Source organism: Armatimonas sp. (assembly GCF_031410135.1).
Taxonomy (GTDB): Bacteria; Armatimonadota; Armatimonadia; order Armatimonadales; family Armatimonadaceae; genus Armatimonas.
Genome location: NZ_JANNYP010000713.1, coordinates 1 through 5,856 on the forward strand (window position 1 = coordinate 1; position 5,856 = coordinate 5,856).

6 protein-coding genes are annotated in these 5,856 nt (G+C 56.0%); all 6 read right to left on the reverse strand.

Going from position 1 to position 5,856, the window contains the following annotated elements:
* Positions 1 to 325 precede the first annotated feature (325 nt).
* The 6 genes from RMO15_RS26005 to RMO15_RS26030 all read right to left on the reverse strand — a co-directional run bounded on the left by RMO15_RS26005 (position 326) and on the right by RMO15_RS26030 (position 5,785).
* Positions 326 to 667 carry a hypothetical protein gene (locus tag RMO15_RS26005; protein ID WP_309719649.1) on the reverse strand — a complete coding sequence of 114 codons (342 nt, stop codon included), beginning with the start codon at positions 665 to 667 and terminating at the stop codon, positions 326 to 328.
* A complete protein-coding gene (locus RMO15_RS26010; RefSeq protein ID WP_309697445.1) occupies positions 667 to 984 on the reverse strand; it encodes a hypothetical protein in 318 nt (105 codons plus the stop codon). Before RMO15_RS26010 ends, RMO15_RS26005 begins: the two co-directional genes overlap by 1 nt.
* Positions 985 to 1,301: 317 nt before the next feature.
* Positions 1,302 to 1,898: a hypothetical protein gene (locus RMO15_RS26015; protein WP_309719651.1), complete on the reverse strand. Its 597-nt coding sequence runs from the start codon at positions 1,896 to 1,898 to the stop codon at positions 1,302 to 1,304.
* The gene (locus RMO15_RS26020; protein ID WP_309696089.1) at positions 1,886 to 2,773 is read right to left on the reverse strand and encodes a replication-relaxation family protein; all 888 of its coding nucleotides are present in this window, start codon (positions 2,771 to 2,773) and stop codon (positions 1,886 to 1,888) included. Before RMO15_RS26020 ends, RMO15_RS26015 begins: the two co-directional genes overlap by 13 nt.
* Complete coding sequence (locus tag RMO15_RS26025) at positions 2,770 to 4,377, reverse strand: type IV secretion system DNA-binding domain-containing protein (RefSeq protein ID WP_309696091.1); 1,608 nt, start codon at positions 4,375 to 4,377, stop codon at positions 2,770 to 2,772. Before RMO15_RS26025 ends, RMO15_RS26020 begins: the two co-directional genes overlap by 4 nt.
* Before the next feature lie 154 nt (positions 4,378 to 4,531).
* Positions 4,532 to 5,785 carry a hypothetical protein gene (locus RMO15_RS26030; protein WP_309719654.1) on the reverse strand — a complete coding sequence of 418 codons (1,254 nt, stop codon included), beginning with the start codon at positions 5,783 to 5,785 and terminating at the stop codon, positions 4,532 to 4,534.
* Between the last annotated feature and the right edge of the window lie 71 nt (positions 5,786 to 5,856).

The window sequence follows — 5,856 nt, forward strand, 5'->3', positions numbered from 1 at the left end:
GGATCAATCCTCCTGTATTGGCACTCGTGCTGGACTCCGCTTTGCCCGCCGTGACAGATGATAAATGCAGGGTAAGTCTGGAGGCAAAAAGAGTCTAAATTAAAAAAGAAAAGTGTCTCAAAATCATTGACATATTCCGCACTGCTTGCAAATATCGTAGCTGGGCTTGCCGCAATCTGCGCAGTAAAAGAAGGCGGGCTTATTGCCGCGTAAGCGAGTCCGGAGCGGGATGATATTGATCGCTCCACAATCGCATAAGTATCGAACGTTTCTCATGGATTTTCCCTTTGTGCCAGTGTGTCGATCAGAGCACATGGTCTGTTTGTTAGAGTACATTGCCGACTTCGCTCTGGATGCAGATATAAGTCCAACCTTCCCGCAAAAGCGAGCACATCCAGATCTGTTCGCGGCCTAGACCAAGAGGAAACCTAGGGAGTGAGTAGACGCTGGTGACATGACCTCCCGATAGAAGGTTAGCCTCATTGGTGTGGCTGTCCGATTCCGAGATGTCCCCGAAGTCTCCAGAGCAGTGCCGGGCGATGAGCGACTCGGACGATGTGTGGGCAGCTCGCAGAACACCTTGGGCGGTCGCAGAGATTGAGATGGTGCCTGGCTCAAAGCGTCGCTCCGATTTGAGCCAGGAGGGAATCGAGTGGGTTGGGGGCATCAGCACTCCTCCGGCAAATGAATCGTTGTTCTGGAGCGATCTGCTTCGGTAACGACAAAGATAGGCTTTGTCCCCACGCCGAAGTGGGAATGCACTGGGTGGCCATCAATTGCATGAGGGGCAAATTCGCTGTCCTCGAGAAGGATGATACCTTTGACTACGGTACTTGCTGTCCGGCCATGTAGCCCAATCAGTTCGGTGGGGGTACCGCCATTCTCTTGGATGAGCTGGAGAGCTTTTTGGGTAGCCACGATCTTTCCCAAAGAGAACTTGGGGTTCAGAGCGGTGATGTCTATGTTCAACGTGGTCATTTCCATTGCTTAGTATTCTTCCGGCAAGAGAAGGGTTGTGGCTGACCGGTCTGCTTCGGTGATGATCCAGATCTTCTCTCCGGTATGGGGAAGTAAATAGGCTGAAAAAATACGAGTTCTCATCACGAGTGCTTCCTCATTCAGATCACGATCTTCAGGGAGAGTGTCGCCCCAATCTCCCGTAATATGTCGCTGAAGTAGGTCTGATGGAGTTACCCCTGCCTTCCCGAGAGCATCGAGTGCTCCTGGGGTACTGAGTGTCTGTCCGAGCTTAAAAAGGCTGCGCTTATTGCGATTCCTAGCGTCCAGACCAAATTGCATGGTTACGACTCCCCCTTTCCTGTTTTGTCTTTGGACTTGCCTGGTAGTGCAGCAGGCTTATTGGCTACAAGCCCCGAGACTCTCAGGACACCGCGCCATAGAAGGGCTCCCACGCGTGGAATCCAGCGCAGGGTGAGCTGGTAGACACGCACTGGCAGGCTTCGAAAGAACTTTCCAAGAACTCCACCTTGCCCTGGCAAAATGTGCATCCAGAGGCCGATCATCCAGAACACGAAGCCGTAGGCGAAGATTGTTCTCAGGGCATTGCCAGAAGCATTTGAGTCGGAGTTGGTCATGAAGCCAAAGGTGTAAGCAGCACCCGACTCCAGAATCGGAAGAATCTCGCCACCGTGCGCAAGACCGACTTTCCAGAGGTAGACCAGTAGGGCTACTGTTCCGAGCTTTGCGATCCAGCCGGTTCGTATTCCCCAGGTGTGCTCGGAGAACTCATCATTGCCGCAGGTGGGACAGATACGGGTTCCCACATTGCAGCGATGTCCACCGCTACAGATGATGCCGTTGAAGGAGTATTTGCCAGGGCAGTAGGCGCAGTACGCGCTGCCAACTGGAGAGAGACGCTTGCATTTCAGACAGAACATGGAAGTAACCCTTTCAAGGTTGAGGATGGATTTAAAGTGGAGGAGGGAGATCTCCAGATAGGAGAGCGAGGCCCATCGCTGAGGAGCTGGGCGAACGTGGTGATGCGCACCTGTGCTAGCTGTGGCGCGTCGAGTTCGGCGACAACGCTCTGGATGGTCTGCACCCGCTCGGGTGATGTGGTCACGATTCCTAGGTGGAGACTAGGGCAGTCGGGGAAGCGTCTTCTCAGTGCTCCTGTACTAGTATAGAGAGCGTAGGCTTGGAGCTTGGCTTGCAGGGCGACTCTGCCTTGAGTGGCCATGTCCGCTTCGAGGTGAACCGGGACGAGCTGTCCACACCACTGGAGCATCGCTAAGCCATCAGGGCGCAGCTCCTCGGTTTTCCAGTCGCCAGCCGTTTTTCCACTATTCTCACTTGCTTGCTTCCACTGGTAGCGATAACGAGCATCACTCTCACAGAGAAACTCTTTAACCTGGTAGCCCTGATCGGGGGCAAAGCGATGCAGCGCCACCGCGATCTTGGCAACGGCGACAGCATGACCAACGTAGCTTGGGACGGCATGGATTCGCCGCCGCACCAGGGCGATGTCGGCTTCGATACTCTCGGCGACAGGTCGAGCGCCGTTTTCGGTGATGCGGTAGGCAAACTGCCCTGGGTGGGGGAGTAGGCCGCGTAGCCCCACGGGAAACGCCCCAAGTGGCAGTGCTTCGCCTTCCATCAAGCCTGCATCCACGAGCTGCTTGATACGCCGTGTCATGAGCCGCCGTGTCTTGCCTGGAAAGGCGAGTGTGTGCAGGTCATCTCTGAGGAGAAACCCGTGGCGATATGTACAGATTAGGGCGTTGAGGTCGCGCGGCTGAAGACGAAGGTTCATGTCTTCTTCCTCCGACGGGCTGGCTTGGTGGGCTCTGGAGCCTCCCGGACTTCGACGATTGTTGTATTCGTTTGAGTCTTGGTCTTTGCAGGGGCGGCTTCACTGGTCTCTGCCTCAGCGGGGCTATCTGGATCAGCTGCCACTGGAAGATCTGCCTCAGTGACAGTCTTTGCAGCTTCCCCTTCTGATGCACTCCCCCAGTGTGCGAGCGCTGCCCGTCGCAAGGCTTTCACCTTCTCCGCTGTCACTTTGGGGTAAGGAGTATTGAAGGTCTGCATTCGACAAGGGGAGTGCCCCTGACGCAGTAGAAGCGCCTCGCCAGGTTTGGCCTGCATCAAAAGCGTTCGCACCACCACCTTGGGAAAGTCATCGCTACTAATCCAGCCAGCCAGGTTCTCCGCTTGCTGTGGTCCTTGGGAGAAGAAGCACATGGTTCCCACGACATCGATCATCAGAGAACGCAGCGAGGAAGAAAGGCTACTTGGGGTCTGGGTGATGAGGGTGCAGAACGCGCCGAACTTGCGTCCCTCACGGATCAGCTCACCCAGCGGCTCCTCAATCGCGGTGGCGTAGTTAGCCGCCTCGTCGAGCAGGAAGTGAATCCCGCTGGTAGGCTCTTCCCCAACAGCGCGATCCGAGCGCATGACGGCCTTTATCGCTGCCGAAAGGAACAGTGCACCCACAACTCCTGCAACACTTTTTGCCGTCTCGTCCGCCGCAAGGCAGACTAGAACGATGGGATTCTTTACTTTCTCGAAGTGCTCTCGAAACGAATAGATTTTCTCCGTTCCTCCCAGTGTTGCCCGGAGCCTGCGGTGAGTGGCAATCAGCGGAGAGAGCTTGTTGGTGACAGGAAGCACCCGACCATCGGGGTCTTTGACCCTATCGAAGCGCTCAAAGAACCGGAGTACGATGGGGTCGTTTATTCCAGTGAGAACCATGGCGCGAAACTCTGGTTCGGTGAGCATGCGCTCGATGTCGAGAATGGTGAAAGAGCCCGACGAAGAGAGGGTAAGAGCCAGTAGGATATGGCGAAGATCGTCAATGAGCTGGACGCCAAGTACTCCATCGCCCCAGACCTGGCGCAGCACATCCAGGAAGAATGCCGTTGCCGCGTAGCCGTCATTGCCAATTTCCAGCAACGGGTTGAAGACAACAACCGGCTCGCCTTTTACTCCATAGGTGCTGCGCTGACGAAGATCCAGGAGTACGAGGCGCTCCTTAAGCTCCTCCGGCGTGTAGCGCTCGGCAAGGTACTGAAGGAGTAAGTCGGTGGACTCTCCCCGGTAGTCGATATTGACGATCCCGTTGCCGCGAACGAGATCATCCAGCATCAGAGTGCGGGCCAGGGTGGTCTTTCCCGAGCCAACCTGGCCCGTGATGAAGCAGTGCCTTAGGCGGGTCTTGAAGTAGATTTCAACGGGTTCCGAAGCGCCAGGCTTTCGCGCCGAAGGGATCGTTGAGCCGATCACGACGGCTTTCCCGAGTTTCTCTGGCGGACTGGCAGACTTTGCCGCTCGGCGCTTTTTGACGCGTTTTTCTACTTGGCCGACCACAGTGTTGTGAAGGATGCGGCCCGCGCTTTCGAGTAAGTTTACAATCATTGATTTTCTCCTGAGTGAAAACGAGGAAGGAATAAAGAGATGTCAGAGTGGTTTTAAGCCACTTGCTGAGGGAGGAGGCCGTCCAAGCTGTACCTGGGTGAGCACAGGACTTGGCACGCCATCAGGTACAGGCAAGGGAGTGCTAGGACTGTCTTTAGTCGTCGCCTTTGGAGTTGGATCGCCGGAACCACCAGAGGTAGTAGCGCTTCTTGACGATCTTCTTAGGCGGCGAGGGAGCGACGATCTGCTCGGGGATGATCTGGTGGGGGAGCGGGGTGAACACGTCGGCATACTTGCTCACCAGCGCCGTCAGTCGTTTAGCCTCGTCTTGCTCTGCGGAACGGGCTTCGTCCAGGAGGCTTTTCGTGCGTGACGATACCTCGGGCTCCTGCTCCTCTTCGTCATCGAGCGAGTCCAGAAGTTTGCGCTCCTGAACGATGCGCTCTTTGAGGGAGAGCAATAGACTGCCCTCTTTGAGGATGCGGGAGAGGTTAGGAGGTGCTGGCTGCATCATCTCCGCAGATCGCTTGTTGAAGCGCTCTCTTAGCTCCTGGAGGCCGTCAGTGAAGGCGACTGACTCGGTTGCTCGGAAGCCAAAGCCTGCCAGAATGCCCCCGATGAGAATGTAGACCCAGAGTGGCTGAATCTTGGCTAAGCGGTTGTAGCGGTTGATCTCGTGGGCGAAGGACTCTAGGGCGACACCCTCAAATACCGCCAGTAAGACCCAGAGCACGGCCAGAATGACCGCTCGCCAGGTGACTTCTTTCCAGAGGCGCGCTGACTTGGTTTCATGATGCGCGGTGGCCCGAAGTCGTCCTTGTTGCTGAGACTCAACGGCTCCTGCGAGCTTGAAGGTGGCTCCAACAAAGAAGAGGATCACCAGCTTGACGATGGTTGCTGGGTGATCCAAGGTTCTGAAATCATCGCTACTCAAAGCACTGTAAAGTGCCCCCACCGAGATCGCGACCGAGGCTCCCAGGCAAAGCGGGCCTGCGACTTTAAAAATCTGAACCCGTCCGCCGCTAACACCGGGCACCGGCGTCTCACACCAGATATCGGAGGGGGTGCGCATACGCTTGGAGATCGCTTCCATCGTCTGCTGGGAGAGGGTGTCGTAAGACAGAGCTACTCCCGCCTCAGCGGTGGCATCGGCAAACCTGGGTATCAGTTCATCTCGCTGCTCTTCGAGCCTGAGGATATGAGAGTAGACTTTATCTCGCCGGGCTGTCTCTCGCTGGAATCGCGTACTAATACGGCCTGTATGGGCTTTAATCTCCTCCTCTGCCTGCTTTTCCAGGGCAAGGCGGCGGCGTACTGATCGCAGCTTGCAGTCCACCTGATGGAGAATCTCCTCGCTTGCTATCCTGTAAATAGCCGCTTTCGGGCGGCGTTCCTCGGGCATTTTCATGCTTCAAGGTGAACCCCGTTCATGGCGTCTGGTTTGAAAATCCCCACTGGACTTAGACTCAAGCCTTTGCC

Bases quoted from the DNA above. Each gene is read 5' to 3' on its own strand.
- RMO15_RS26005 (WP_309719649.1), bottom strand. From the start codon at position 667: ATGCCCCCAACCCACTCGATTCCCTCCTGGCTCAAATCGGAGCGACGC.
- RMO15_RS26010 (WP_309697445.1), bottom strand. From the start codon at position 984: ATGGAAATGACCACGTTGAACATAGACATCACCGCTCTGAACCCCAAG.
- RMO15_RS26015 (WP_309719651.1), bottom strand. From the start codon at position 1,898: ATGTTCTGTCTGAAATGCAAGCGTCTCTCTCCAGTTGGCAGCGCGTAC.
- RMO15_RS26020 (WP_309696089.1), bottom strand. From the start codon at position 2,773: ATGAACCTTCGTCTTCAGCCGCGCGACCTCAACGCCCTAATCTGTACA.
- RMO15_RS26025 (WP_309696091.1), bottom strand. From the start codon at position 4,377: ATGATTGTAAACTTACTCGAAAGCGCGGGCCGCATCCTTCACAACACT.
- RMO15_RS26030 (WP_309719654.1), bottom strand. From the start codon at position 5,785: ATGAAAATGCCCGAGGAACGCCGCCCGAAAGCGGCTATTTACAGGATA.